A 1,615-nucleotide genomic window follows, 5' to 3' on the forward strand; every position below is an offset into this window, starting at 1 on the left:
GACTGAAACTCCCCGGTCGACCTCGGGTAGGGCCTACCGGCCTCCGGCTGCCTCCCATCCACGACTGCAGTCCAGTCCGGTCAGCTGAATACCCCTGACAGCGCATATGTAAGCAGGAAGTGATCCTATTGCAGATTTTGCAGAAGAGGGCACGCTGATACCGGTTCTGCCGGCCCGGCCTGATTACCGCCAGCAGGTCCGCCTAATCAGACCAACAGCAGGGGGTGCAGTACCAGTGGTACTGCACCCCTGCTCTTGATCCTTATCTAAGTCAGTCTTTCTTGAAGGCGTCTTTAACCTTCTCGCCAGCCTGCTTCAGATCCGACTTGGCCTGATCCCCTTTGCCTTCGGCCTCCAGGCTCTGATCGCCGCTGGCCTCCCCAGCCGCTTCCTTGCCCTTGCCGCCCAACTTCTCTGCCGCGTTACCGATCTTGTCATCCAAGCCCATCGCGCTGCTCCTTACAGTGAAGGTCCCACTGACTACAGTCAGGGGCTGACCACTCCATAGTAAGCGTGCTTAGGATGCGGAACCTCATATCCGGCAAAGGCGTTTTCGACCCATCCGCTGCAGCTCCGAAACAGGCACCCACATTCAGAAGCCCTTACCCCCGGTCCCGAATGCATTGGCCTGATCTGAAGAAACCGTTCCGCGACCGGCCCCCCACCGTCAGCGGCTGCCGGGGACGCCGATAGCAGCGCATATGTCGCTAAATGGCACGGTGTCAGCGCCGATTCAGCTGCCGGTGATGGGAATCTTCTTCCAGACACTACTGCCTCCGCCTGGGTGTGGTTACGGACCTTGTTGGCCCGCCGGGGGTCGGCATACAGTTTGGGCATGGACGAGTCGACAGGAAACGAGCCGGACCAGACCGGGACATCAGACACCGGTGAAGTGCCGGAGCAACAGTTGCACAGGTGGAAAGGCGAGGGTGGTGCACCGCCCCCCGAACCCAAACCCGAGCCCGAGCCCGAGTCGGGGTCCGCGCCGGAAGCCGAGACAGACAACACCTGAGGTGGACGGCCGTCGGCTGTTGGGTCCCTCGCGCCCTGCGGCCGGCCTGGCCGAGTGACTTGATGCGGAGGGAAACGCAGGAGCCAGGATTTACGACCGCATCATCAAATCCGACGACAGCGCTGGCCGGCATGCCGGAGGATGTCCGGCCCAGCCCGGAAACGTCGAAGACACCGGCGGATCGCATCCCGCCCCGGCATCTCCGGTTCTCATCTCCGGGCTTCCGGATGCCCTGCCCGAACCCTTGGGGATAGCAGCAGACGGCTCGGTTCAGGGCCGTGCCGGCCGAATCGGGTGAAGCGGAGCTGGATTGTGCGACCGGCTCTTGTCCTGCGGTTTGTACCGGGAGATGATGATGGTGCAGGCACATTTTCCGCGGAATTAACCGGGGGGACGACTCACACACGGCCCCCAGAGCCTGGGGGGCCGGTTTTGGTGCCGGTGTTTGAACGGCGCCGGCGGCAGCTGTTCTGTCGGCGGCGGGGGCAGCGCGCAGACTCTGACAATTTCGGGGCGGGAGGCTTAGCCTGCCTCTTCATCGAGCACCCAGGCCCGCTTCAGCGGCAGAGCCGCCCGGGTTTCATCAGGCAGCCGGTCATACAC

The 1,615-nt window shown here is 63.0% G+C and carries 1 protein-coding gene; it reads right to left on the bottom strand.

Annotated elements, in window-relative coordinates:
- Positions 1 to 271: 271 nt before the first annotated feature.
- Positions 272 to 448: a CsbD family protein gene (locus AC5RWU_RS24170; protein WP_493986706.1), complete on the bottom strand. Its 177-nt coding sequence runs from the start codon at positions 446 to 448 to the stop codon at positions 272 to 274.
- Between the last annotated feature and the right edge of the window lie 1,167 nt (positions 449 to 1,615).

The organism is Arthrobacter sp. B0427-1-12 (genome assembly GCF_059092905.1).